The organism is Streptomyces minutiscleroticus (assembly GCF_014650875.1).
Taxonomy (GTDB): Bacteria; Actinomycetota; Actinomycetes; order Streptomycetales; family Streptomycetaceae; genus Streptomyces; species Streptomyces minutiscleroticus.
Map to the genome: position 1 here is coordinate 36,414 of NZ_BMVU01000004.1, position 23,636 is coordinate 60,049.

24 protein-coding genes are annotated in these 23,636 nt (G+C 73.9%); 8 read left to right on the top strand and 16 right to left on the bottom strand.

Features of this window, described 5'->3' with window-relative positions:
• The first annotated feature begins 39 nt into the window (after window positions 1–39).
• Complete coding sequence (locus tag IE271_RS07250) at window positions 40–1,521, top strand: LCP family protein (protein ID WP_229919186.1); 1,482 nt, start codon at window positions 40–42, stop codon at window positions 1,519–1,521.
• A gap of 184 nt (window positions 1,522–1,705) precedes the next feature.
• On the opposite strand, the gene IE271_RS07255 is transcribed toward IE271_RS07250, so the two are convergent.
• On the bottom strand, window positions 1,706–2,254 hold the full coding sequence (locus IE271_RS07255; RefSeq protein WP_190189369.1) for an acyl-CoA thioesterase: 549 nt from the start codon (window positions 2,252–2,254) through the stop codon (window positions 1,706–1,708).
• A 131-nt stretch (window positions 2,255–2,385) separates the two neighbouring features.
• Here IE271_RS07255 and IE271_RS07260 point away from each other — a divergent pair, with 131 nt between their 5' ends.
• Both IE271_RS07260 and IE271_RS07265 read left to right on the top strand, forming a co-directional pair.
• Window positions 2,386–3,645, top strand: a complete 1,260-nt coding sequence (locus IE271_RS07260; RefSeq protein WP_190189370.1) for an LCP family protein — start codon at window positions 2,386–2,388, stop codon at window positions 3,643–3,645.
• Window positions 3,646–3,918: 273 nt separating this feature from the next.
• A complete protein-coding gene (locus IE271_RS07265; RefSeq protein ID WP_190189371.1) occupies window positions 3,919–5,070 on the top strand; it encodes a dipeptidase in 1,152 nt (383 codons plus the stop codon).
• Window positions 5,071–5,089: 19 nt separating this feature from the next.
• Here the strand turns inward: IE271_RS07265 and IE271_RS07270 are convergent, their stop codons facing one another.
• Complete coding sequence (locus IE271_RS07270) at window positions 5,090–5,449, bottom strand: VOC family protein (RefSeq protein WP_190189372.1); 360 nt, start codon at window positions 5,447–5,449, stop codon at window positions 5,090–5,092.
• A gap of 113 nt (window positions 5,450–5,562) precedes the next feature.
• Between IE271_RS07270 and IE271_RS07275 the strand changes: the two genes are divergently transcribed.
• Window positions 5,563–6,063, top strand: coding sequence for a CGNR zinc finger domain-containing protein (locus IE271_RS07275; RefSeq protein WP_190189373.1), 501 nt, complete (start codon window positions 5,563–5,565; stop codon window positions 6,061–6,063).
• Between the two features lie 79 nt (window positions 6,064–6,142).
• On the opposite strand, the gene IE271_RS07280 is transcribed toward IE271_RS07275, so the two are convergent.
• A complete protein-coding gene (locus IE271_RS07280; protein WP_190189374.1) occupies window positions 6,143–7,486 on the bottom strand; it encodes a UDP-glucose dehydrogenase family protein in 1,344 nt (447 codons plus the stop codon).
• Window positions 7,487–7,651: 165 nt separating this feature from the next.
• Between IE271_RS07280 and IE271_RS07285 the strand changes: the two genes are divergently transcribed.
• Window positions 7,652–8,809: an acyl-CoA dehydrogenase gene (locus IE271_RS07285; RefSeq protein ID WP_190189375.1), complete on the top strand. Its 1,158-nt coding sequence runs from the start codon at window positions 7,652–7,654 to the stop codon at window positions 8,807–8,809.
• A 63-nt stretch (window positions 8,810–8,872) separates the two neighbouring features.
• Here IE271_RS07285 and IE271_RS07290 read toward each other — a convergent pair whose 3' ends face one another.
• The 5 genes from IE271_RS07290 to tsaB all read right to left on the bottom strand — a co-directional run bounded on the left by IE271_RS07290 (window position 8,873) and on the right by tsaB (window position 12,684).
• Window positions 8,873–9,937: an LCP family protein gene (locus tag IE271_RS07290; RefSeq protein ID WP_190189376.1), complete on the bottom strand. Its 1,065-nt coding sequence runs from the start codon at window positions 9,935–9,937 to the stop codon at window positions 8,873–8,875.
• A 198-nt stretch (window positions 9,938–10,135) separates the two neighbouring features.
• Complete coding sequence (locus IE271_RS07295; RefSeq protein ID WP_190189377.1) at window positions 10,136–10,405, bottom strand: hypothetical protein; 270 nt, start codon at window positions 10,403–10,405, stop codon at window positions 10,136–10,138.
• A complete protein-coding gene (tsaD, locus tag IE271_RS07300; protein WP_190189378.1) occupies window positions 10,402–11,493 on the bottom strand; it encodes a tRNA (adenosine(37)-N6)-threonylcarbamoyltransferase complex transferase subunit TsaD in 1,092 nt (363 codons plus the stop codon). Before tsaD ends, IE271_RS07295 begins: the two co-directional genes overlap by 4 nt.
• Window positions 11,486–12,013 (bottom strand): ribosomal protein S18-alanine N-acetyltransferase, encoded by a 528-nt coding sequence (gene rimI / locus IE271_RS07305; RefSeq protein ID WP_190189603.1) that lies wholly within the window; start codon window positions 12,011–12,013, stop codon window positions 11,486–11,488. Before rimI ends, tsaD begins: the two co-directional genes overlap by 8 nt.
• Window positions 12,014–12,030: 17 nt before the next feature.
• On the bottom strand, window positions 12,031–12,684 hold the full coding sequence (gene tsaB / locus IE271_RS07310) for a tRNA (adenosine(37)-N6)-threonylcarbamoyltransferase complex dimerization subunit type 1 TsaB (RefSeq protein WP_190189379.1): 654 nt from the start codon (window positions 12,682–12,684) through the stop codon (window positions 12,031–12,033).
• A gap of 111 nt (window positions 12,685–12,795) precedes the next feature.
• Between tsaB and IE271_RS07315 the strand changes: the two genes are divergently transcribed.
• Window positions 12,796–13,350, top strand: a complete 555-nt coding sequence (locus IE271_RS07315) for a hypothetical protein (RefSeq protein WP_190189380.1) — start codon at window positions 12,796–12,798, stop codon at window positions 13,348–13,350.
• A gap of 42 nt (window positions 13,351–13,392) precedes the next feature.
• On the opposite strand, the gene IE271_RS07320 is transcribed toward IE271_RS07315, so the two are convergent.
• The 8 genes from IE271_RS07320 to IE271_RS07355 form a co-directional block, all read right to left on the bottom strand.
• The gene (locus IE271_RS07320) at window positions 13,393–13,581 is read right to left on the bottom strand and encodes a hypothetical protein (protein WP_190189626.1); all 189 of its coding nucleotides are present in this window, start codon (window positions 13,579–13,581) and stop codon (window positions 13,393–13,395) included.
• Window positions 13,582–13,769: 188 nt separating this feature from the next.
• Window positions 13,770–14,303 carry a tRNA (adenosine(37)-N6)-threonylcarbamoyltransferase complex ATPase subunit type 1 TsaE gene (tsaE, locus tag IE271_RS07325; protein ID WP_190189381.1) on the bottom strand — a complete coding sequence of 178 codons (534 nt, stop codon included), beginning with the start codon at window positions 14,301–14,303 and terminating at the stop codon, window positions 13,770–13,772.
• Complete coding sequence (locus IE271_RS07330) at window positions 14,272–15,492, bottom strand: alpha/beta fold hydrolase (RefSeq protein ID WP_190189382.1); 1,221 nt, start codon at window positions 15,490–15,492, stop codon at window positions 14,272–14,274. Before IE271_RS07330 ends, tsaE begins: the two co-directional genes overlap by 32 nt.
• Window positions 15,493–15,614: 122 nt before the next feature.
• Entirely contained in the window at window positions 15,615–16,772 is a 1,158-nt protein-coding gene (alr, locus tag IE271_RS07335) for an alanine racemase (RefSeq protein WP_190189383.1), read from the bottom strand.
• Window positions 16,773–16,820: 48 nt separating this feature from the next.
• Window positions 16,821–18,251, bottom strand: coding sequence for an NAD(P)H-hydrate dehydratase (locus IE271_RS07340; RefSeq protein ID WP_190189384.1), 1,431 nt, complete (start codon window positions 18,249–18,251; stop codon window positions 16,821–16,823).
• A gap of 476 nt (window positions 18,252–18,727) precedes the next feature.
• Window positions 18,728–19,096 (bottom strand): holo-ACP synthase, encoded by a 369-nt coding sequence (locus tag IE271_RS07345; RefSeq protein WP_190189385.1) that lies wholly within the window; start codon window positions 19,094–19,096, stop codon window positions 18,728–18,730.
• A gap of 4 nt (window positions 19,097–19,100) precedes the next feature.
• On the bottom strand, window positions 19,101–20,948 hold the full coding sequence (glmS, locus tag IE271_RS07350) for a glutamine--fructose-6-phosphate transaminase (isomerizing) (protein WP_190189386.1): 1,848 nt from the start codon (window positions 20,946–20,948) through the stop codon (window positions 19,101–19,103).
• 29 nt (window positions 20,949–20,977) lie between these two features.
• The gene (locus tag IE271_RS07355; RefSeq protein ID WP_190189627.1) at window positions 20,978–21,217 is read right to left on the bottom strand and encodes a hypothetical protein; all 240 of its coding nucleotides are present in this window, start codon (window positions 21,215–21,217) and stop codon (window positions 20,978–20,980) included.
• 298 nt (window positions 21,218–21,515) lie between these two features.
• Here IE271_RS07355 and coaA point away from each other — a divergent pair, with 298 nt between their 5' ends.
• A complete protein-coding gene (gene coaA / locus IE271_RS07360) occupies window positions 21,516–22,505 on the top strand; it encodes a type I pantothenate kinase (protein WP_190189387.1) in 990 nt (329 codons plus the stop codon).
• 79 nt (window positions 22,506–22,584) lie between these two features.
• On the top strand, window positions 22,585–23,517 hold the full coding sequence (locus IE271_RS07365; RefSeq protein ID WP_190189388.1) for a DUF389 domain-containing protein: 933 nt from the start codon (window positions 22,585–22,587) through the stop codon (window positions 23,515–23,517).
• Window positions 23,518–23,636 lie beyond the last annotated feature (119 nt).

A 23,636-nucleotide genomic window follows, 5' to 3' on the forward strand; every position in this document is an offset into this window, starting at 1 on the left:
TCACAGATCGCCCGTTCGGCCGCCGTGGAGGTGCTCCTCTTGCCCACGCCGCCCCGCTCCCCCGGCTCCGCGCGGGGACGTGCCCGGTTCTCCCTGTTCCGGGGCGGCGGTACCGGGCGGCCGGAGGGCGGCGGGCGGCGCGGCGCGCGCTGGGCCGGACGGGCCGCGACGGCGCTGTCGGTCGGCGTCCTGGGGGTGGCCGGGGTCGGGCACGTACTGGTCGGCGGGCTCACCTCCGACATCGCCCGCGTCGACCCCTTCAAGGACATGAAGAACCGCCCGCAGGGGGGCGACGGCATGAACATCCTGCTCGTCGGCACCGACGGCCGGGACCGCCTCACGCCGGAGGAGAAGCGCAGGTACCGGCTGGGCGGGGAGCCCTGCCACTGCACGGACACGGTGATGATCGTGCACCTCTCGGCGGACCGGGACCGGGCCAGCGTGGTGAGCCTGCCGCGCGACTCGTACGCCGAGACGCCCGCGCACACCGACCACACCACCGGGGAGCGGCACGGGCCGCACCCGGTCAAGCTGAACGCGGCGTACGCGGAGGGCGGCCCGGAGCTGACCGTGCGGACCGTCGAGCACATGACGCACGTGAGGATCGACCACTACCTGGAGGTCGACTTCGTCAGCTTCATGAGGACGGTGGACGTGCTCGGCGGGGTGGAGCTGTGCACGGCGCGGCCGCTGAAGGACGCGTACACCGGCCTGGACCTGCCCGCCGGCAAGCACGACCTGAACGGCGGGCAGGCCCTGCAGTACGTGCGCTCGCGCCACGTCGACGGGGCCGCGGACCTGGGGCGGATGCAGCGCCAGCAGCGGTTCATGGCGGCGCTGATCGCGCGGGCCGGCTCGTCCGGGGTGCTGCTGAACCCGGTGAAGTTCCGCGCCGTGACGCGGGCCGTGCTCGGGTCGGTGCGCGCGGACGAGGGGTTCGGGGCGGACGAGCTGGTGGGCCTCGGACGGGCGATGCGGAGCTTCTCGCCCGCATCCTCGGAGTTCACGACCGTGCCGGTCGGGAACGTGGCGTACCCGGTGGAGGGCATCGGGTCGACGGTGAAGTGGGACGACAGGAAGGCGGAGAAGGTCTTCGCGGCGCTGCGCGAGGACCGGCCGCTCGCGCCGTACGGCGGGAGGAGACCGGTGGCGCTGGTCGACGTGGCGCCGGAGCGGATCCGGGTCCAGGTCGAGAACGGCACGGCGGCGGCGGGGCTGGCCGAGCGGGTCGACGCCGCGCTGGCCGCGACGGGCTTCCGCACCACGGGCGCGCCGGTGAACTCCCAGGAGCACGGCGTGCGCCGCACGGTCGTGGCGTACGACCCGGGCTGGGACCGCTCGGCGAAGTCCCTCGCGGCGGCCCTGCCGGGCAGCGTGCTGCGGTCGGTCCCCGGCCAGGGCGCGACCCTGAGGGTGATCGTGGGTTCGGAGTCCCACCGGGTCCGCGGCGTCCGCGTGGACGCCGCCGCGGAGGCCGGGTCGGACCCGGTGCGGGGCGACGAGGTGGTGTGCGGCGGCTGACCGGGCCGCCCGGCCGGGGGCGGCGGACCGCCGGGACCGCACGGGGCGGCGCCGCATGCCGGGGCCGAGGGGCACCGCACCGGCAACCGGGACCGGGCACCGCGGCGCCGCGGGCCGCCCGGCTCCGGCGTGCACCGGCCTCCGGCACCCGCCGGGACACCCGCTCGCCCGGCGGCGTCCCGCCTCAGTCGTCGAGGCCCTCCGCCGCCCGCTTCTCGCGCAGCTCCATGATCGCGCGGCGGCGGGCGAGGCGGTGGGTGCGGCGGATCTGGGCCTCCTGGCAGCGGCGCCGGTCGCGCTCGGTCTCGGGTATCACCGGCGGTACGGGGCGGGGCTTGCCGTCGGCGTCGACCGCGGCGAAGACGAGGTAGGCGGAGCCGACCTGCTGGGGCGGGGTCGACTCGTTCCAGCGCTCGGCGAGGACGCGCACGCCGACCTCCATGGAGGTCCGGCCGGTCCAGTTCACCTGCGCCTTGACGTGGACCAGGTCGCCGACCCGGACCGGCTCCAGGAAGGCCATCTCGTCCATGGAGGCGGTGACGGCCGGGCCGCCGGAGTGCCGGCCGGCCACGGCACCGGCCGCGTCGTCGACCAGTTTCATGATCACGCCACCGTGCACCGTTCCCAGGAGGTTGGTGTCGCTGTGGGTCATGATGTGGCTGAGGGTGGTGCGGGAGGCCGAGGTCGGCTTGCCCGGAATACCGTTTTCCGAGGCGGGGGCCTGGTCTGTCATGGCGTCCACCTTATGCCCGGGGCATGCCCGGGGCGTGCGGCCGATGCTTTGCATCAGCTCTGCAACAGCCCGGACCCCAATTTCCACGGACTCTTGTAAGGGACACAGCAGGGCACTGCACACTGGGGCTCATGAACGATTGGCCCGAGGGATGGTCCGACGACAACCGCCACGGTCGCGGCAGCGCCAGCGCGCAGCCCGAGGGCGCCCGTGTGATGCGTCATGTGCAGCGCGGCCAGGGCGGCGGAGCGTACCCGCCCGCGCCGCCCCGGGGCGGCGGGGTGCCGCCCCAGCAGTCGTACGTCGACGGTTCGGGGTACGACAGCGGGTACAACACGGGCCAGGTCTACGGGGCCGGCAGCGGGGGCGGACCCGGCGGTCCGGACGGGCGCGGCCCGCGCCCCGCGCCGAACTGGGGCCGCCGCATCAAGGTGACCGCGATCACCCTGGTCGTCCTGTTCGTCGTGGTCTCCGTCGGCACGTACTTCTGGGCCGACTCCAAGCTCAACCGCGAGGTCGACCTGTCCATGGTGATCGACCGGCCGGAGGCGGGCGACGGCACGAACTACCTCATCGTCGGCTCCGACAGCCGCGCGGGCATGTCCGACGAGGAGAAGAAGAAGCTGCACACCGGGTCCGCCGAGGGCAAGCGCACGGACTCGATGATGATCCTGCACACCGGCTCCAACGGCCCGACGCTCGTCTCGCTCCCCCGCGACTCCAACGTCACGATCCCCTCGTACAAGGGCTCCGAGTCCGGCAAGCTCTACCAGGGCACCGGCCGCCAGGTGAAGCTGAACGCGGCGTACGCGGAGGACGGCCCCGAGCTGCTGGTGCGCACCGTCGAGGCCAACACGGGCCTCCACATCGACCACTACGTCGAGATCGGCTTCGCGGGCTTCGCGAACATCGTGGACGCGGTCGGCGGCGTCGAGATCGACATCCCCAAGGGCGGCATGAAGGACACGAAGTCCGGCGCCGACTTCGAGGAGGGCAAGCAGACCCTCGACGGCCAGCAGGCCCTCGCCTTCGTCCGCACCCGCTACGCCCTCGCCGGCAGCGACCTGGACCGCACGAAGAACCAGCAGAAGTTCCTCTCGGCCCTGGCCGGTCAGACGGCGACGCCGAGCACCGTCCTGAACCCCTTCAAGCTCTACCCGACGATGAGCGCGGGCCTCGACACCCTGATCGTGGACAAGGACATGGGCCTGTTCGACCTGGCGGGCATGTTCTGGGCGATGAAGGGCGTCACCGGCGGCGACGGCAAGTCCATGAACATGCCGATCTCCGGCAACGCCGCCAACGGCAACCTCCAGTGGGACACCGCCAAGGTCAAGACCCTGGTGGAGCAGCTGAAGAACGACGAGACGGTGACCGTGTCGGGGAACTGACCCCGCGCCCGGTCCGTCCCACGGGGCCGGGGCACGCGCCGGAGGGCGCGCGCCCCGGCCCCGTCGCCGTACCCGCCCCGGCCCCGTCGCCGTACCCGCCCCGACGCCGCCTCCGCCCCGCCGGTCGCCGTACGGCCGTGCGCCGCGTCCGCAGTGCGCCCCGCGGACGCCGCGCGCCCCGTACCCCGAACGCTCCGCTCGCCGCGCCTCCCTGACATGTGCGTGGCACGGTGGCCGTACCCCCCGCCGCGTCGATTTTCATGGAGTGTCGCCATGGCTGATCTGCAGGACGAGCTGCTCTTCGCCACCGGGGTGGGCGAGCTCGACGAGGGCCTCGTCCTCGCCCGGCCCGACCCCGCGAGGACGCAGCCGAGCACCGGAGAGCCGGACGAGGAGACCCTGGCCCGGGCCCGCGCCCTCCTGGCCGCGCACCCGGTGGCGGACGGCTACAACGGGCTGTCGCGGGCTCTTCGCGGACTCACGTACTACGACCTGGAGCTGGGCGAGAACGCCGTCTGCACGGACGTGCCGCGGCTGCGCGCCGGACACGTGGGCGCGCTGCTGTGGTCGCTGCACCCGGCCGACGGCGCCGACGGGGACGGCCCCGTCGGCGCCGTCCTGCGCCGGCTCGACCTGGCGGGCTCGGTGATCCGCGCCTACCCCGAGAGCCTGCGGGCGGCCCACAGCGCCTCGGAGGTGGCCGACGCCCGCCACTGCGGCCGTGTCGCCGTGCTGCTCGGTCCCGCCGACGCCCCGGCGATGGGCGACTCCCTGGAGATCCTGCGCGCCCTGTACACGCTCGGCCTGCGCGTGCTCACCCTCACCGGCGTCTCCTGGGCGTCGGAGGCGGGGCTGACCCGGTTCGGCGAGCAGGTGGTGCGCGAGATGAACCGCGTCGGCATGGTCGCCGACCTGTCCGGCGCCTGCGACGCGACGATCCGCGGCACCCTCGGCGTCTCCAAGGCGCCGGTCCTGTGCGCCCGTTCCGCCGCGCGCGCCCTGCGCCCGCACCCGGCGAACCTCTCCGACGACGTGCTCGCCGCGCTCGGCGCCGCCAAGGGACTGTGCCTGGTGCCGCTCACCGCCGAGCAGACCGGCCCGACCGTGCGGGACGTGGCCGACCACCTGGACCACGTGCGCGCGGTGGCCGGCCCGCACAGCGTCGGCCTGTCGGGGACGTACGACTGCTCCGCCGCCCATCCGCAGGAGCTCCCCGACGCCTCCTGCTACCCCCGGCTCGTCGCCGAACTGCTGGACCGCGGCTGGCCCGAGTCCGACGTCGCACTGCTCACCTGGGGCAACATGCAGCGCGTCCTGCGGAGCGTGGAGTTCGCGGCCCGCGCCGCCCGGCAGCGCCGCGGCCCGTCCGGCGCGCGCATCGCCGACCTGGACGGACCGCGCGCCCCCGCCGCCCTGCCGGGCTGAGCCGCCGGAAAGCGGCCGGTCAGGAGGCGCACAGGCAGAACGGGTGCCCGGCCGGGTCCGCGTACACCCGGAAGGACCGCTCCCGGTCCGCCGCGTCGAGCACCGTCGCGCCCAGCGCCAGTACCGCCTTCTCGGCCGTGTCCAGGTCGTCCACCACGAGGTCCAGGTGGAACTGCTGCGAGGCGTCGGGCGCCGGCCACCTCGGCGGCACGTACCCCGGCGCGGCCTGGAACGCCAGCGTCCGCCCGCCCCGGACCTTCAGATCCACCCAGTCGCCCTCGCCCTCCACGGAACCGCCCAGCACCTCGGCGTAGAACCCGGCCAGCGCCCGCGGATCGGGGCAGTCCAGGACGACGGTGGCCAGCTCGGCGTGAGCCATGACTTCCTCCTCGGTCGGTCTTCTCGGTCCGTACCGCATCAGCGGTTACCAGTAGATGGCGTCAGCCGGTAACCGTTACCGCATGGTGCCGTATGACGGGTAACGTCGCAACCATGAACGACCGCGCGCCCGCCCCCGGCGGCCTGGCCCTGGTCCAGGCCCTGGTGAACACCCTGGACGTGGAGTCGGGCGCCGACTCCCTGGACACGGCGGAGGGCCGCGCGGCGCTGGACGTCCCCGAGGACGGGGTCGCGGCCGCCCGCGAGCTGCGCGAATCGCTGCGCGCGGCCTGCCTGGCGCACGCCGGCCACCCCCCGCACCGGCCGGTCGCCCCGCTCGGCGAGCTGCTGGCCCGCGCGCCGCTGCTGGTCGCCGTCGACGCGCGCGACGGCTCGGCGTCCCTCGTCCCGGCCGATCCCGCCCCGCTCGTCTCCCGGGTGGCCGCGGCCGTCGCCGGGGCGGCCGCCGCCGGCACCTGGCCGCGCCTGAAGGCGTGCGAGGCCGAGACCTGCCTGTGGGCTTACTACGACCGCAGCCCCGCGGGCCGCGGCCGCTGGTGCTCGATGGCGGTGTGCGGGGCGCGCGCGAAGATGCGCCGCTACCGGTCGAAGTAGCCGGCGCGGCCGCGCCCCGCCGGAACACGCGTGTGCCCCTCCGGCGGCCGCCGGAGGGGCACACGGACGTCCGGGGCGCTCAGGCCGACGGCCGCCCCATCGCCCGGTAGGTCCAGCCCGCCGCGCGCCACACCGCCGGGTCCAGCGCGTTGCGGCCGTCCAGCAGGACGCGGCGCTCGACGGCCTCGCCCAGCTCGGCCGGGTCCAGGTCGCGGAACTCCGCCCACTCGGTGAGGTGGAGCACCACGTCGGCGCCCCGGACCGCCTCGATCGCGGAGCCGGCGTAGCCGAGGGTCGGGAAGAGCTTGCGGGCGTTGTCCATGCCCTTGGGGTCGTAGACGGTGACCTGGCCGCCCTGGAGGTGGATCTGGCCCGCGACGTTCAGCGCCGGGGAGTCCCGCACGTCGTCGGAGTCCGGCTTGAAGGTCGCACCGAGCACGGCGACCCGCTTGCCCAGGAACGAGCCGTCGCCGAGCGCGTCGCGGGCCATCGCCACCATCTGCCCGCGCCGCCGCATGTTGATGGAGTCGATCTCGCGCAGGAAGGTCAGCGCCTGGTCGGCGCCCAGCTCGCCCGCGCGGGCCATGAAGGCGCGGATGTCCTTGGGCAGGCAGCCGCCGCCGAAGCCGATGCCGGCCCGCAGGAACTTCCGGCCGATCCGCTCGTCGTACCCGATCGCCTCGGCGAGCTTGGCCACGTCGCCGCCCGCGGCCTCGCACACTTCCGCCATGGCGTTGATGAAGGAGATCTTGGTGGCGAGGAAGGAGTTCGCGGCCGTCTTCACCAGCTCGGCGGTCGGGAAGTCCGTCACCACGAACGGCGAGCCCTCGCCGACCGGCGTCGCGTACACCTCGCGCAGCAGCTTCTCGGCCCGGTCGCTGCGCACGCCGACGACGATCCGGTCGGGGTGCAGCGTGTCCTGGACGGCGAAGCCCTCGCGCAGGAACTCGGGGTTCCAGGCCAGCTCGACCCCCTCGCCGGCCGGGGCCAGCGCCGCCAGCTCCCGGGCGAGCCGGTCCGCCGAACCGACCGGCACCGTCGACTTGCCGACGACCAGGGCGGGGCCCGTCAGGTGCGGCGCCAGCGACGCGATCGCGCTGTCCACGTACGACATGTCGCAGGCGTACTCACCGTGCTTCTGCGGGGTGTTCACGCAGACGAAGTGGACGTCGCCGAAGGCACCGACCTCGGCCCAGTCCGTCGTGAAGCGCAGCCGCCCGGTGGAGCCCTCGATGCCCGCCACGTGCCTGCGCAGCAGCTCCTCCAGACCGGGCTCGTACATCGGGACCTCGCCCCGCCGGAGCATCTCGATCTTCTCGGGGACCACGTCGAGACCCAGCACCTCGAAGCCGAGCTCGGCCATGGCCGCGGCGTGCGTGGCGCCGAGATAGCCGGTGCCGATCACGGTGATCTTCAAGGCCATGGGGTGCTCCAGGGGTGTCCGGCGGAGGTGCGCTGCATGAGCATAGTCGCGCCGTTGACCGGGCACCCTTCCCGCTGTCGCCAAGCTCACGTATCCCTCCGGTGAGCCCGCGCCCTAAAATTCCGGTTACTTAACAGTAGTTAGCGCCCTTGGAGAGTGAGAGTCTTGGCGGGATCGCCTGATTTCGACCTGTACCGGCCGACCGAAGAGCACGACATGCTCCGCGATACGGTGCGCTCGCTCGCCGAGGCCAAGATCGCGCCGCACGCCGCCGCGGTGGACGAGGAGGCCCGCTTCCCGCAGGAGGCCCTCGACGCGCTGGTCGCCTCCGACCTGCACGCGGTGCACGTTCCCGAGAGTTACGGCGGCGCGGGCGCCGACGCGCTCGCCACGGTCGTCGTGATCGAGGAGGTGGCCCGCGTCTGCGCGTCCTCCTCGCTGATCCCGGCCGTGAACAAGCTGGGTTCCCTGCCGGTGATCCTCTCCGGCTCCGAGGAGCTGAAGAAGAAGTACATGACGCCGCTGGCCAAGGGCGACGCCATGTTCTCGTACTGCCTCTCCGAGCCGGACGCGGGCTCGGACGCGGTCGGCATGAAGACCAAGGCGGTCCGCGACGGCGACCACTACGTCCTCAACGGCGTCAAGCGCTGGATCACCAACGCGGGCGTCAGCGAGTACTACACGGTCATGGCCGTGACCGACCCGGCCAAGCGCTCCAAGGGCATCTCGGCCTTCGTCGTGGAGAAGTCCGACGAGGGCGTCTCCTTCGGCGCCCCGGAGAAGAAGCTCGGCATCAAGGGCTCCCCGACCCGCGAGGTCTACTTCGACAACGTCCGCATCCCCGCCGACCGCATGATCGGCGAGGAGGGCACCGGCTTCGCCACGGCGATGAAGACCCTGGACCACACCCGCATCACCATCGCCGCCCAGGCCCTCGGCATCGCGCAGGGCGCCCTCGACTACGCCAAGGGCTACGTCAAGGAGCGCAAGCAGTTCGGCAAGCCGATCGCCGACTTCCAGGGCATCCAGTTCATGCTCGCGGACATGGCGATGAAGATCTCCGCCGCCCGCGCCCTGACCTACCAGGCGGCCGCCGCCTCCGAGCGCGGCGACGCCGACCTCACCTACCAGGGCGCGGCGGCCAAGTGCTTCGCCTCCGACGTCGCCATGGAGGTCACCACCGACGCGGTCCAGCTGCTCGGCGGCTACGGCTACACGCGCGACTACCCGGTCGAGCGCATGATGCGCGACGCCAAGATCACGCAGATCTACGAGGGCACGAACCAGGTCCAGCGCATCGTCATGGCGCGCAACCTGCCGTAGCGCCCCGGCGCTTCCCCGCCCGCCCCCGGACCGTCGCCGGGGGGCGGGCCCTTTCCCCCGCGCCTACTTCAGCGACTCCCACAGCTCGCCCGCCTCCGGCTCGTCCGCGACGACCCGGTTGGCGTCGTAGGGGGCGGGGACGACGGGCATGGTCACCGTCCTCACCGCACCGGAGTCGAGGCCGCGCAGGCTGCGGCCCAGTTCGACGAGTTCGCCCAGGGAGTCCAGGCCGGTGTCCGTGGTGAGGCTGCCGGTGACCGCGTCGGCGACCTCGTAGAGCTCGGCGGGGTCGGTGAACAGGTCCATCGAGGAGACGCGGTCGAGCAGGGCCTTCACGAGCTGCTGCTGCAGTCCTATGCGGCCCAGGTCGCTGCCGTCGCCGATGCCGTGCCGGGTGCGGGCCAGCGCCAGCGCCCGCTCGCCGTCGAGGTGGTGCTCGCCCGCCTCCAGCCTCAGACGGCTCCGGTCGTCGTCGATGTCCTCGTCCGTGGTGACCGTGACGCCGCCGAGCGCGTCGACGAGGCGTGCGAAGCCGGAGAAGTCGATCTCGACGTAGTGGTCCATGCGCACGTCCGTCAGGGCCTCGGCCGTCTTCACGGCGCACACCGGGCCGCCCACCGCGTAGGCGCTGTTGAACATCGCGCCGTACGCCACCGGCGTGGTGCCCCCGGACTCCGCCGGGCAGGCCGGGCGGGTGACCAGGGTGTCGCGCGGGATGCTGACCACCGTCGCCGAGGTGCGGCCCTCGTCGAGGTGCACGACCATCGCCGTGTCGGAGCGGGCGCCCTCGCCGCCGCCGCCGCCGAGCTCCGCGTTCTCCGCGCCGCTGCGCGAGTCCGAGCCGAGGACCAGGATGTTCAGGGCGCCGCTGGGCAGCGGGGTGGCGGACCCGGTCCCCGACGGGGTCGGGGTGGTCACGCCCCGGGCCGGCCGGTCGTCGCCGAGCGCCCCGCTGATGTCGACGCTGGTGATGTTGTGGTTCAGATGCCGGTACGCCCAGCCCGCCCCGGCGGCGCCGGCCACGAGGGCGCAGCCCAGCACGATGCCCGCGGCCCTGAGCAGCCGGGGGCGCCGGCCGCCGGGTCTCGCGCCGCCGGTGTCGTCCCCGCCCTCGGCTTCTCCCGTCACAGGACAGGAACGTAAGTCCGAATTATTACGGGCAGGAACCCCTTAACGCATTTATTTCGAAAACTCTCAGACTTCGTTGAGCTTTCTCAGGATCCGTACGGCAGGGCGGACCGCCGCCCTGCCGCACGGACGCCGGGCGGAACGAAGGCCCCGGCCCGCCCAGTCGCCGGCCGCGGGCACGGAAAGGCCCCGGTCCGCTCAGTCCCCGGTGCCGGTCGCGGACACGGACTCGAAGCGCCACCGGTGCACCGCCCGCGTCACCAGCTCCGCGCCGGGCTCCGGCAGTTCGGGCACCTCCGCGTCGTACGGGGCGTCCCACCAGGTGATGACGAGCACGCGGTCCTGCGGCGCCCGCAGCACCTCGCGGCGCAGCGGCTCCCGCGGCAGCTCCTGCGCCCGCACCCAGGCCAGCAGCTCCTCGCCCCGGCCGGCCACGGCCCGGGCCTCCCACATCAGCGCGACGGTCATGAGTACAGGTTCTCCTTGGCCGTCTCGTGCACGTGGTCGTGACCGTGGCCCGGCACGTGCGGGTCGGTCACCGGCAGCGAGGAGTCGGCGGACAGGTCCCAGTCGGAGGCGGCGCGGCCCCGGGCGACCATCTCCGCGCCGAGCGCCGCGACCATCGCGCCGTTGTCGGTGCACAGCTTGGGCCGGGGCACCCGCAGCCGGATCCCGGCGGCCTCGCAGCGCTCCTGGGCCAGTGCCCGCAGCCGCGAGTTGGCGGCCACGCCGCCGCCGATCATCAGGTGGTCGACGCCCTCGTCCTTGCAGGCCCGCACGGCCTTGCGGGTGAGCACGTCGACGACGGCCTCCTGGAAGGACGCGGCGACGTCCCGCACCGGCACCTCCTCGCCGGCCGCGCGCCTGGCCTCGATCCAGCGGGCCACGGCGGTCTTCAGGCCGGAGAAGGAGAAGTCGTACGCGGGGTCGCGCGGCCCGGTGAGCCCGCGCGGGAACGCGATCGCGTCCGGGTCGCCCTCCTTGGCGTACCGGTCGATGACCGGGCCGCCGGGGAAGCCGAGGTTCAGCACGCGCGCGATCTTGTCGAAGGCTTCGCCCGCCGCGTCGTCGATGGTCGCGCCCATCGGGCGCACGTCGCTGGTGATGTCGGTGGACAGCAGGAGCGAGGAGTGGCCGCCGGACACCAGCAGCGCCATCGTCGGCTCCGGCAGCGCGCCGTGCTCCAGCTGGTCCACGCAGATGTGGGAGGCGAGGTGGTTGACCCCGTAGAGCGGCTTGCCGAGGGCGTAGGCGTACGCCTTGGCCGCCGAGACGCCGACGAGCAGCGCGCCCGCGAGCCCGGGTCCGGCGGTGACGGCGACGCCGTCGAGGTCGCGGGCGCTGACCCCGGCCTCCTTCAGGGCGCGCTCGATGGTCGGGACCATCGCCTCCAGGTGCGCGCGCGAGGCCACCTCGGGCACGACGCCGCCGAAGCGGGCGTGCTCGTCGACGCTGGACGCGACGGCGTCCGCGAGCAGCGTGCGGCCGCGGACGATGCCGACTCCGGTCTCGTCGCAGGAGGTCTCGATGCCGAGGACGAGGGGTTCGTCAGCCATGGTTGTCTGTTCCTTGTGCGGGGGTCGAGCCGGCGGGCGGTCCCGCCTCGGCTGCTGTGTCCAGTCTCATCACCAGGGCGTCGACGTTCCCCGGCTGGTAGTAGCCGCGCCGGAAGCCGATGGGCTCGAAGCCGAAGCGCTCGTACAGCTTCTGGGCGCGGACGTTGTCGACGCGGCACTCGAGCATCACCTCGGCGCACTCGAAGTCGGTCGCGGCCCGCAGCAGCTCGGTGAGCAGCCGGGAGCCGAGGCCGGTGCCCCACTGGTCGCGGGCGACGGCGATGGTCTGCACGTCGCCGACGATGCCGGCGCCGTCGCCGGGCGCGTCGCCGGCGCCGGACGCGGCGAGGCCACCGTAGCCGACGAGCCGTCCGTCCGCCTCCGCCACGACGTAGCGCCGGGTCGCCTCCGGCCCGCGCGCGTGGGCCAGCTCGGACCAGAACATGCCCCGGGACCAGGCGTCCTCGGGGAAGAGGTCCTTCTCCAGGTCCAGTACGGGATCGATGTCCCACCAGCGCATCTCGCGCAGCACGGGGATCACTTCGGCGTGACCACCTTGTAGTTCTTGGGCACCTGGGCGTCGGGGCGGCGCAGGTAGAGGGGGCGCGGGGCGGGCAGCTCCTCGCCCGCGGCCAGCCTCTCGGCCGCCAGCGAGGCGAGCGCCGCCGCACCGACGTGCTCGGGGTCGCGGGCGTCCGGGAAGGTGTCGGGGTAGAGCCGTGCGCCGGCGCCGACGGCGGGCAGCCCGGCCACCTCCCGCGCGATGTCGGCGGGCCGGTCCACGTCGGGCCCCGCGACGCGCGTGCGCCGGTCCTCGTACCGCGCCCAGTACACCTCCTTGCGCCGCGCGTCGGTGGCCACCACGAAGGGGCCCTCGACGTCCGCCGCGTACGCGAGCGCGTCGAGCGTGCACAGGCCGTGCACCGGCACACCGAGGGCGAGGCCGAAGGTGTCGGCGGTCATGAGGCCGACGCGCAGGCCGGTGTAGGGGCCGGGGCCGGTGCCGACGACGACGCCGGTGACGGCGTCGAGCCGCAGCCCGGCCTCGGAGAGCACCTTGTCCACGGCCGGCAGCAGCAGCTCGCCGTGGCGGCGGGCGTCCACCTGGCTCGACGAGGCGACGACGGCCGTGCCGTCGTGCAGCGCGACGGTGACGGCGGGAGTGGCGGTATCCAGAGCGAGCAAGAGCACGCGAACAGCCTACGGCTCCGGAGCACAGGGCACGGCCGCCCCGGTCCGGAGCGGGGCGGCTGCTACCGTCACAGCACAAACACACGCGCGGTTCGAGAGGTGGCACACACGGTGGCTAGGAGCAGCTCGGGATTCGTGGCCGGGCTCACCGCGGCGGCCATCGCCGCAGTCGGCTTCCTCGCCTACCAGGCGTCGGCGAACGTGCCGACCGACCTGGGCAAGCCGCAGCCCTCCGCGTCGCCCGAGGCGAGCGCGTCGAAGGCGCCGCCCGAGAAGGAGGACCCGACCGCGCTGCCCGCCGGGTCGGGCACGGGCGAGCGGGTCGTGTACGCGCTGGGCGAGGACCGGGTCTGGATCGTCGACGAGAGCGGCACGGCGGGCCGCACCTTCAAGGTCACCCCCGGCACGGTCGACCCGGCGGCCGGCAGCTACACGGTCACCTCGCGCACGGGGCAGATCACCGGCTCCGACGGCGTGGCGATCGAGCACGTCGTGATCTTCGCGTCCACCGAGGGCGTGCCGATCGGCTTCAGCGCGGCGGTCGACGGCTCGACCCGGGCGCCGGACGCCACGAAGAAGCTCGGCGGCATCCGCGAGTCGCGCGCGGACGGCAACGCGATGTGGGAGTTCGCGACGATCGGCAAGAAGGTCGTCGTCGTCGAGTAGCCCGCGCCGTCCCGCACCGCGGGACGGACCGGTGGACCTCGCTCAGGCGGCCTCGCGCCGCTCCTCCGCGACGACGGGCGCCGGGGCGGGCGCGGGCGGCGGCGTGGACACCGCGGCGGCCGCGGCGCAGGACGCCAGCAGCTCGCCCATGGAGAGGCCGCCCGGCCGGAACGGCGGCACCGCGCACCGCCCCGCCGGAGTCCGCGGCACGTCACGTTCCGAAGTAGCCATGGCCGCCTCCTGGGGCTCCGGGAGCAGACGTGGTTAGGTAGACCTAACCAACATTGGCATCCATGTGAACACGGCCGCACCCGTGGACGCAATATCTTCCCGACAACATGTCGGCACGTTGGGCGAACATACGAACGCGTAAACGAAAAAGGGGCGCCGCCAGGCGCCCCTCCCCTCTCACCCGCGTATCAGTCCCCCAGCGCCTCCGCGAGACCGACCGCGGCCCACCGCGCGCCGAGTCCGGTCAGCGCCACCTCGCGGGTCTCGTCGTCCGTGTCGCCCGCGGCCCGGTGGATGAGCACATGCAGACGCTCGTCCGTCAGCTCCTCCATCCGGCCCTCGCCCCACTCCACGACCACCACGGAGTCGGTCAGCGAGACGTCCAGGTCGAGGTCCTCCATCTCGTCGAGCCCGCCGGCCAGGCGGTACGCGTCCACGTGGACCAGCGGCGGCCCGTCGCCCAGCGAGGGGTGCACGCGGGCGATCACGAAGGTCGGCGAGGTCACCGCGCCCCGGACCCCCAGCCCCTCCCCCAGCCCCCGGGTCAGGGTCGTCTTGCCTGCGCCGAGCTCGCCGGTGAGCAGTACCAGGTCACCGGCGCGCAGCAGCCCGGCCAGGCGGCGGCCCAGCTGCTGCATCTGTTCGGGGGAGGTGACGGTGATCCGGGCGCTGACGCCGTCGGTCGCGGGCTCAGCCTGGTTGTGCGCTGCTGGTGCTTCCATAGCTGCCCACCGTAGCCCCTGCGGGGACGGCGCCGGCCCGCACGAGGAGGTCGGCCAGCCGGTCCGTCACCGCCTCCGGGTGCTCCAGCATCACCAGGTGCCCCGCGTCCGGCACGAGCACCAGCTCCGCGTCGGGCAGCAGGTCGGCGATGGCCTCGCTGTGCTCGCTCGGCGTGACGAGGTCCTTGATCCCCGCGAGGACGAGCACGGGCAGCCCGGCGAAGCGGGCGAGCGCCTCGGTCTTGTCGTGGTCGGCGAAGGCGGGGTAGAACTCGGCGACCACGTCGATCGGCGTGCCCTCGATCAGCCGCTCCGCGAACCGCGCCACCGAGGGGTCGACGTCCCGGGACGCGAACGAGTACCGCTTGACGACCCCCGCGAACAGGTCGGCGGTGGCCCGGCGCCCGCGCTCCACCAGCTCGGCCCGCTGCCCCAGCGCCTTCAGCACCCCGGGCAGCACCCGCCGCACCGCGTTGACGCCGGCCACCGGCAGCCCGAAGTTGACCTCCCCGAGCCGTCCCGACGACGTCCCCACCAGGCCGACCCCGACCACGCGCTCCCGTACGAACTCGGGGTACTGGTCGGCGAGCGCCATCACCGTCATGCCGCCCATCGAGTGCCCGACGAGCACGACGGGGCCCTCCGGCGCGGCCTCGTCCACGACGGCCTTCAGATCCCGCCCCAGCTGGTCGATGGAGACGGGCTCGCCGTCCCTCAGCTGGGTGACCCCGCGCCCCGACCGTCCGTGGCTGCGCTGGTCCCAGTGGACCGTCCGCACCACTCCCCGCAGCGCGGCCCGCTGGAAGTGCCAGGAGTCCTGGCTCAGGCAGTAGCCGTGGCTGAAGACGACCGTCACCGGGGCGGGCGCCCTGCGGCCGAAGAGCCTGCGGCGGCGCGGGGCGAGCGCGACGTCCGGGTCGGCCTCGTCGACCTCGTAGTACAGCTCGGTGCCGTCGTCGGCGTACGCCTTGCCGGGCGTGCCGCGCAGCGCGCCGTACGGCCCCGCCGAGTCCAGGGCCAGCCGGGCCCTACGGCGTATGCCCCGCCCGACCGTGAGCCGCTCCAGGGCGACCCCGGCGGCGGCGCCCGCGGCGACCACGCCTATCGCGGCACCCGCGAGAGTGGCCCGCCGCCGGCTCCCGGCCGCGGAGGCCACGTCGGCGACGGCCTCCGCGCTGCTCTCGCTCACGTGCCGCTCCTCCTCGCCGGGGCCCGGCGCCCGCGCGCCGCACCCGCGCTCGGGGGCCGCCGCCCGCCGAGCGCTCCCGCCTCCGGTACGCATGCTCGCTGTGTGCCGCACACCATCCGGAGTTACCCGTCTCGTTCACTCTTCACATGTTGATGGACGCGCGGGACGCGCGTTCCGATGCGCGTCACGATCTCGTACGCGATGGTGCCCGCCGCCCGGGCCCAGTCCTCGGCGGTCGGCTCGCCCCCGTCGCCGGGCCCGAACAGCACGGCCCGCGCCCCGACCGCGGGCTCGTCCCCGCCCAGGTCGACCACGAACTGGTCCATGGCCACCCGCCCGGCGACCGTCCGCCACTTGCCCGCCACCAGCACGGGCGCCGTCCCGGAGGCGTGCCGCGGGATCCCGTCGGCGTACCCGAGCGGCACGAGCCCCAAGGTGGTGTCGCCGGGCGTGACGTAGTGGTGCCCGTAGCTGACCCCGTGCCCGCCCGGCACGTGCTTGACCAGCGCCACCGAGGCGGACAGCGTCATCACGGGCCGCAGCCCGAAGTCGGCGGGCGTCCCCAGCTCGGGGCTGGGCGAGATCCCGTACAGGGCGATGCCGGTGCGCACGAGGTCGAAGTGGCTCTCCGGAAGGGTGAGCACGGCGGGCGAGTTGGCGATGTGCCGCACCTCGGGCCGCACGCCCCGCTCCTCCGCGTACGCGACCATCTCGCGGAACCGCTCCAGCTGCCCGGCGATCGAGGGGTGCCCGGGCTCGTCGGCGGCGGCGAAGTGCGACCACAGCCCGGTGACCCGCACGAGCCCCGCCCGCTCGGCCCGCACCGCCTCCTCCACCAGCTCGGGCCAGTCGGCCGGCTGGCACCCGTTGCGCCCGAGCCCCGTATCGGCCTTCAGCTGGACACGAGCGGCCTGCCCCGCCTCCCGCGCGGCCCCGACGGCCTCCCTCAGGGCCCACATCCCGCCGACGCCCAGGTCGAGGTCGGCCTCGATCGCCTCGCGCCAGGGACCGCCGGGCGTCCACAGCCAGCACATGATCCGCCCCGGCAGTCCCGCGGCCCGCAGGGCCAGGGCCTCCTGCGGGGTGGCGGTGCCCAGCCAGTCGGCCCCGGCCTCCAGGGCGGCCCGGGCGCAGGGCACCGCCCCGTGCCCGTACGCGTCGGCCTTCACCACGGCCATGAGGGCCGCGCCGGAGGCACGGGCACGCAGGGTCCGCACATTGGACCGCAGGGCGTCCAGATCGATCTCGGCACGGGCGCGCAGCGGCGCAGTATCACTCATAGCGGCCCCAGTCTCTCAGAGGCTCCGGAGGCGCCCCGCGGCCACCGGTCACCCGGTACGGACGACGTCACGCCACGCGTAACGGATCGCCTCCGCGACGTCGTGCGCGCCCACGGGCGCCCCGTCGGCGGCGAACCGCCCGGCGAGCCCGTGCAGGTAGGCCCCCACGCTCCCCGCGTCCAGCGCCTCCAGACCGGCGGCCATCAGGGAGCCGGCGAGCCCCGACAGCACGTCACCGCTGCCCGCGGTGGCGAGCCAGGGCGTCCCGGTGGCGTTCACGCGCACCGCCCCGCCCCCCGCCCCGGCGACCAGCGTGGTGGACCCCTTCAGCAGCACGGTCGCCCCGTACAGCCCCGCCAGCTCCCGCACGGCCGAGAGCCGCGCCGCCTCGACCTCCTCGCGCCCGGTCCCCAGCAGCCGGGCGGCCTCCCCGGCGTGCGGGGTGAGCAGGGTGGGAGCCGACCGCTCCCGCACCACGTCCCGCGGGGCGAGCCGCAGTCCGTCGGCGTCGATCAGCACCGGCACCTCGGCGGCCAGCACCTCCTCCACGACCTGTGCGTCGTCGCCAGCCCCGGGCCCCACCACCCATGCCTGCACCCGCCCGGCCTTGGCGGGCCCCCGGTCCGACACGAGCGTCTCGGGGAACCGCGCGAGGACCGCACCGCCCGCGGGGCCCACGTACCGCACGGCCCCCGCTCCGCCCCGCAGCGCGCCCGCGACGGCCAGCACGGCGGCCCCCGGATACCGGTCGGACCCGGCCGCGACCCCCACCACACCCCGCCGGTACTTGTCGCTCTCGGCACCCGGCACGGGCAGCAACGCGGCCACATCAGCGTGCTGCAACGCCTCGACCTCGGGCTCCCCCGGCAGCGCCAGCCCGATGTCGACGAGCCGCACGGACCCGGCGTACTCCCGCCCGGGGTCGACGAGCAGCCCCGGCTTGTGCGTCCCGAAGGTCACGGTCAGATCGGCCCGCACGGCGGCTCCGCGCACCTCTCCCGTGTCCGCGTCGACGCCGCTGGGCAGATCCACGGCCACGACGGCCCGCGCCTCCCGGGCGGCCTCGGCCAGCGGCACGGCCCCGTCCCGCAGCCCGCCCCTCCCCCCGATCCCCACGATGCCGTCCACCACGAGATCGGCCCGCCGCACCGTGTCCTCGGCGTCCTCCTGAAGAACGACCCCGCCCGCGGCCAGCAGCGCGGCGAGCCCACCGGGATGGGCCCGCCCGGGTGCCAGCAGCACGGCGGACACCCCGGCACCCCGCCGCGCCAGCCGCGCTCCCGCGTACAGGGCGTCCCCGCCGTTGTCCCCGCTGCCCACGAGCAGCACCACCCGGGCCCCGTACACACGTCCCAGAAGATCCGCACAGGCCGCGGCGAGCCCCGCGGCCGCCCGCTGCATGAGCGCCCCTTGCGGCAGCCGCGCCATCAGCTCCCGCTCGGCCGCCCGCACCGTCTCCACGCCGTACGCATTTCGCATGCCGTGAGTGTTCCCCACAGCCGGGCCTCCAGCCGACCGAACCCACCGCGCCACGGCCCGAGAACCGCACCCGAACCGGCCCGAGACGACCAGCGGACACGATCCGGCCATGGAAGAACGAACCACCGCACCCGAACCGGCCCAAGACGACCGGCAGACACGATCCGACCATGGAAGAACGAACCACCGCACCCAGGCCCGCCCACGACGACCCATGGACGCGATCCGGCGGAAGGGGGCGGGCCGGTGTGTCACATGTCCGCGACTCACGCCCGCACCGGCGAACGCCCACTTGCCCCGCACCGCGAACCCCACGGGTCGCGGACGGACACACCGGCCCGCACCCGCCCCACCCACAGCCGGACGGCGCACCGCCCACAGCCGAACAGCGCCCCACCCACAGCCGGACGGCACACCGCCCGCCGGCCGCGGCCGGACCGGTCGCAGCCCGCCGCCCGTCGCCCACCGTCCGCCGACTACCCCTCGGCCACCACCACGGCGGAGGCCACCCCCGCGTCATGGCTCAGCGACACGTGCCAGGCCCGCACCCCCAGCTCCGCGGCCCGGGCCGCCACGGTCCCCCGCACCCGCAGCCGGGGCTGCCCGCTCTCCTCCACGTACACCTCGGCATCGGTCCAGCGCAGCCCCCCGGGCGCCCCCAGCGCCTTGGCCACCGCCTCCTTCGCGGCGAACCGCGCCGCCAGCGAGGCGGCCCCCCGCCGCTCCCCGTCGGGCCGCGTCAGCTCCCCCTCCACGAAGAGCCGCGCGGCCAGCCCGGGCGTCCGCTCCAGCGACGCCCGGAACCGCTCGATCTCGGCAACGTCGATGCCGACCCCGATGATCACCGGCTCACTCCACCGTCACGGACTTGGCGAGGTTGCGGGGCTGGTCCACCTCGTTGCCCCGCGCGGTCGCCAGCTCGCACGCGAACACCTGCAGCGGCACGGTCGCCACCAGCGGCTGCAGCAGCGTCGGCGTCGCCGGAACGCGCACGAGGTGGTCGGCGTAGGGCGTCACCGCCTCGTCCCCCTCCTCCGCGATCACCACGGTCCGCGCCCCCCGCGCCCGGATCTCCTGGATGTTGGACACGATCTTGTCGTGCAGCACGGACCGCCCCCGCGGCGACGGCACGACGACCACGACCGGCACGTCCTCCTCGATCAGCGCGATCGGCCCGTGCTTCAGCTCCCCCGCCGCGAACCCCTCGGCGTGCATGTACGCGAGCTCCTTCAGCTTCAGCGCCCCCTCCAGCGCCACCGGATAGCCCACGTGCCGCCCCAGGAACAGCACGGTGTCCTTGTCCGCGAGCGAGCGCGCGAGCTTTCGCACCGGCTCCATGGTTCCAAGCACCTGCTCGACCGAGCCCGCGATGTGCGACAGGTCCCGTACGACGGCCCGGATCTCGTCCCCCCACTTGGTGCCGCGCACCTGGCCCAGGTACAGCGCGACCAGGTAACACGCCACCAGCTGCGTGAGGAACGCCTTCGTGGACGCGACGGCGACCTCGGGACCGGCGTGCGTGTAGAGCACCGCGTCCGCCTCGCGCGGGATCGTCGAGCCGTTGGTGTTGCAGATGGCGAGCACCTTGGCGCCCTGCTCGCGGGCGTGCCGGAGCGCCATGAGCGTGTCCATGGTCTCGCCGGACTGCGAGATGGCGATCACCAGGGTCTGCTGGTCGAGGATCGGGTCGCGGTAGCGGAACTCGCTCGCCAGCTCCACCTCGCACGGGATGCGGGTCCAGTGCTCGATGGCGTACTTGGCGATGAGCCCGGCGTGGAAGGCCGTACCGCACGCCACGATCACCACCTTGTCCATCTCGCGCAGCTCGGAGTCGGAGATGCGGACCTCGTCGAGCGTCAGCGAGCCGGCCGCGTCGACGCGGCCCAGCAGCGTGTCGGCGACCGCCTTGGGCTGCTCGGCGATCTCCTTGAGCATGAAGTAGTCGTAGCCGCCCTTCTCCGCCGCGGACGCGTCCCAGTCCACGCGGTACGAGCGCACCTCGGCGGGCCGCCCGTCGAAGCCGGTCACCGTCACACTGTCCCGGCGCAGCTCCACGACCTGGTCCTGCCCCAGCTCGATCGCCGAGCGCGTGTGGGCGATGAACGCGGCCACGTCCGAGGCCAGAAAGGCCTCGTCCTCCCCGACGCCCACCACGAGCGGCGAGTTCCGCCGCGCGCCCACGACCACGCCGGGCTCGTCCGCGTGCACGGCGACCAGCGTGAACGCGCCCTCCAGGCGCCGACACACCAGCCGCATCGCCTCGGCCAGGTCCGCGCACGCGGAGAACTCCTCGGCCAGCAGGTGCGCGACGACCTCGGTGTCCGTCTCGGAGGCCAGCCGGTGCCCGCGCCCGGCCAGCTCGGCCCGCAGCGCGGCGAAGTTCTCGATGATGCCGTTGTGGACGACGGCGACCCGCCCGGCGTTGTCGAGGTGCGGATGGGCGTTGGCGTCGGTGGGTCCGCCGTGCGTGGCCCACCGGGTGTGCCCGATGCCGGTGGACCCGCTGGGCAGCGGTCGGTCGACCAGCTCCTTCTCCAGGTTGACCAGCTTCCCGGCCTTCTTCGCCGCGGCCAGCCCGCCGTCGGACAGCACCGCGACGCCCGCCGAGTCGTACCCCCGGTACTCCAGCCGCTTCAGTCCGGCGACGACCACGTCAAGCGCCGACTGCGACCCCACGTATCCCACGATTCCGCACATGCGGGCAGCCTAGGCCCCGGGCCGCGCCGTCACGACGCACGAAACCGCCCGCGCCGCACCCACGGAGCCCCGCCACCGTGTATGCGGCCCTTGCGCTTGCTGCTCCCCCTCCCGCCGTCCGCGATCCGGTCGATCGCGTCCTGCACCAGCGCGAGGTACTCCGCCTCCTCGCAGCGCGGTTTGCTGCCCATCTCGTAGTCCTCCAGGCAAGCCTCGAGGTCCTCGCCGAGGTCCTCGTCCGGCAGGTCGGCGACCAGCTCGCTCCACACCCGCTCCTGAAGGGCCGGCTCCGCACCCCACGCCGGCTCGGACTTCTGTCTCCGGCGTAAGAGTCCCTGTATGTGCTCGGTCAACGCCATCCCAACCCCCTCATGGCCCCCTGCCCCCTCACAGCCCGGAAGACGGCTCACTCCCGGATGGCGCGAAGCTATCCCCCACCGTCCGCCCCGGTCCACACCTCCGACACCCCGGGATCACAGGAAACACACAGAGCACCCCTTTCGTCCCGGAATCCCGGCGTGACGGACTCCACCCCCACCCGCGTTCGAACTCCCGTAACAATGGACTGTGATCTCTCCGGTCCCCTCGTTGCCGCGGAGCGCCCACCGGTCCAGGCCGGAGGCGACTCCCTACGTCGACCTCACCCGTGCCGAGTGGAGCGCGCTGCGCGACAAGACGCCGCTCCCGCTGACCGCCGAGGAGGTGGAGCGGCTGCGCGGCCTCGGCGACGTCATCGACCTCGACGAGGTGCGGGACGTCTACCTGCCGCTGTCCCGGCTGCTCAACCTCTACGTCGGCGCCACCGACGGACTCAGGGGCGCCCTGAACACCTTCCTGGGCGAGAAGGGCTCGCAGTCCGGCACACCGTTCGTCATAGGCGTCGCCGGCTCGGTCGCCGTGGGCAAGTCCACCGTCGCCCGTCTGCTCCAGGCCCTGCTGGCCCGCTGGCCCGAGCACCCGCGGGTGGAGCTGGTCACCACGGACGGCTTCCTGCTGCCGATGAAGGAGCTCCAGGCGCGCGGCCTCGTCTCGCGCAAGGGCTTCCCCGAGTCCTACGACCGGCGCGCGCTGACCCGCTTCGTGGCCGACATCAAGGCGGGCAAGGACGAGGTGACGGCGCCCGTCTACTCGCACCTCATCTACGACATCGTCCCCGGCGAGCGGCTCGTCGTGCGCCGCCCGGACATCCTCATCGTCGAGGGCCTGAACGTCCTGCAGCCCGCCCTGCCCGGCAAGGACGGCCGCACCCGGGTCGGCCTCGCGGACTACTTCGACTTCAGCGTGTACGTGGACGCGAAGGAGGAGGACATCCAGCGCTGGTACCTCAACCGCTTCCGCAAGCTCCGGCAGACGGCGTTCCAGAACCCGTCCTCGTACTTCCAGAAGTACACGCGGGTCTCGGAGGAGGAGGCGCTCGACTACGCGCGCACGACCTGGCGGACCATCAACAAGCCGAACCTGCTGGAGAACGTGGCGCCCACGCGCGGCCGCGCCACGCTCATCCTGCGCAAGGGCCCGGACCACAAGGTGCAGCGCCTGAGCCTGCGCAAGCTCTAGTCGCACACCGGCCGCCGCCGTCCCGCGGGGCCCACGGTACGGCGGGGGAGCCGTCCGCACCTCCCGCTACGCTGCCGCCATGCTGCATCTGCGCCTGATCACCCCGGCCGACCGCACGGAGTCCGCGGTGCGTCTGATCGAGGAAACGGTCGGCACCACGCACCTGGTCGTGCTGCCGGGCGCCGCGCGCGACCCGGCCGGTGACGTGGTGATGGTCGACGTGGCGCGCGAGGCGGGCGACGAACTCCTCGGCAAGCTGCGGAAGCTGGACCTCGAGAGGACGGGGTCGATCGCCGTCGAGAGCATCGACCTGTCGCTGTCGGAGCGGGCCGAGAAGGCCTCGGAGGACGCTCCGGGCGAGGCCGCCGACGCGGTGCTGTGGGAGCACCTGGCGGACGCCACGCACGAGGAGTCCACGCTCTCCTTCACCTACCTGGCCTTCATCACGCTCGCCACGATGATCGCGGCCTGCGGCGTGGTGCTCGACAACGCGGTCCTGATCGTGGGCGCGATGGCGGTGGGCCCGGAGTTCGGGCCGCTGGCCGGATTCAGCACCGCCGTCGTGCAACGGGCGCCGCGCCTGGCGCTGCGCTCGCTGACCGCGCTGCTCGTGGGGTTCGCGGTGGCGATGGCGGTGACGGTGGGCTTCAGCCTGTTCATGGACGCGCTGCACCTGTTCAGCGAGGACCAGTTGGAGGGCGACCGGCCCAACACCGGCTTCGTGTACGCCCCGGATTCCTTCTCCTTCGTCGTGGCGGTCCTCGCCGGCATCGCCGGCACGTTGTCGCTGACCTCAGCGAAGTCCGGTGCCCTGATCGGCGTCGCCATCTCCGTCACGACGGTCCCGGCCGCCGCCAACGCGGCCGTCGCGCTCAGCTACGGGGACATGCGGCAGACGGTGGGCTCCGCGGAGCAACTCCTGCTCAACCTGCTGGGCATCGTCGTCGCCGGCACCCTCACCCTGCTGGCCCAGAAGTGGTTCTGGAACCGCAGGAACGCGGCCGCCCCATAGAAAACAACCCGCACCCGACACACCCCCGAACCACACCCGGACCGCCCCCGAACCCAGAACAGCCCGGACCCGCACCCGACATACCCCCGGACCCGAAACGGCCCGGACCCGCACCCGGC

Bases quoted from the DNA above. Each gene is read 5' to 3' on its own strand.
- IE271_RS07255 (WP_190189369.1), bottom strand. From the start codon at position 2,254: ATGACAGACCAGGCCCCCGCCTCGGAAAACGGTATTCCGGGCAAGCCG.
- IE271_RS07260 (WP_190189370.1), top strand. From the start codon at position 2,386: ATGAACGATTGGCCCGAGGGATGGTCCGACGACAACCGCCACGGTCGC.
- IE271_RS07265 (WP_190189371.1), top strand. From the start codon at position 3,919: ATGGCTGATCTGCAGGACGAGCTGCTCTTCGCCACCGGGGTGGGCGAG.
- IE271_RS07270 (WP_190189372.1), bottom strand. From the start codon at position 5,449: ATGGCTCACGCCGAGCTGGCCACCGTCGTCCTGGACTGCCCCGATCCG.
- IE271_RS07275 (WP_190189373.1), top strand. From the start codon at position 5,563: ATGAACGACCGCGCGCCCGCCCCCGGCGGCCTGGCCCTGGTCCAGGCC.
- IE271_RS07280 (WP_190189374.1), bottom strand. From the start codon at position 7,486: ATGGCCTTGAAGATCACCGTGATCGGCACCGGCTATCTCGGCGCCACG.
- IE271_RS07295 (WP_190189377.1), bottom strand. From the start codon at position 10,405: ATGACCGTCGCGCTGATGTGGGAGGCCCGGGCCGTGGCCGGCCGGGGC.
- tsaD (WP_190189378.1), bottom strand. From the start codon at position 11,493: ATGGCTGACGAACCCCTCGTCCTCGGCATCGAGACCTCCTGCGACGAG.
- rimI (WP_190189603.1), bottom strand. From the start codon at position 12,013: ATGCGCTGGTGGGACATCGATCCCGTACTGGACCTGGAGAAGGACCTC.
- IE271_RS07320 (WP_190189626.1), bottom strand. From the start codon at position 13,581: ATGGCTACTTCGGAACGTGACGTGCCGCGGACTCCGGCGGGGCGGTGC.
- tsaE (WP_190189381.1), bottom strand. From the start codon at position 14,303: ATGGAAGCACCAGCAGCGCACAACCAGGCTGAGCCCGCGACCGACGGC.
- alr (WP_190189383.1), bottom strand. From the start codon at position 16,772: ATGAGTGATACTGCGCCGCTGCGCGCCCGTGCCGAGATCGATCTGGAC.
- IE271_RS07340 (WP_190189384.1), bottom strand. From the start codon at position 18,251: ATGCGAAATGCGTACGGCGTGGAGACGGTGCGGGCGGCCGAGCGGGAG.
- glmS (WP_190189386.1), bottom strand. From the start codon at position 20,948: ATGTGCGGAATCGTGGGATACGTGGGGTCGCAGTCGGCGCTTGACGTG.
- IE271_RS07365 (WP_190189388.1), top strand. From the start codon at position 22,585: ATGCTGCATCTGCGCCTGATCACCCCGGCCGACCGCACGGAGTCCGCG.